This window comes from Mycobacterium sp. RTGN5, assembly GCF_033804465.1.
Lineage (GTDB): Bacteria > Actinomycetota > Actinomycetes > Mycobacteriales > Mycobacteriaceae > Mycobacterium.
In genome coordinates this window covers 1-258 of record NZ_JAPZLA010000019.1, presented here as the reverse complement: position 1 = coordinate 258, position 258 = coordinate 1, and the positions used below count along the sequence as shown (strand labels likewise).

The following is a 258-nucleotide window of genomic DNA, read 5'->3' as shown; positions in this document are numbered from 1 at the left end:
ACAACAACCAAAACAACTAACCAAGTTGAATCGGAAAAAGTAAAAGACGCACATCAACGCCCGCAACCACACTCCACAAGCAGTCAAACCACTGCACCCCACCACCAAAACACTAGATTTCCCCACACAAAACGGGGATCACTGAAAAGTGAATAGAGTTACGGCGGCCATAGCGGCAGGGAAACGCCCGGACCCATCCCGAACCCGGAAGCTAAGCCAGCCAGCGCCGATGATACTACCCAAAAGGGTGGAAAAGTA

General features: G+C 51.2%; 1 rRNA gene. It reads left to right on the top strand.

What is annotated here, in order from left to right:
- Positions 1-159 precede the first annotated feature (159 nt).
- A 5S ribosomal RNA gene (gene rrf / locus SLQ31_RS29425) occupies positions 160-258 on the top strand; the annotation flags it as partial.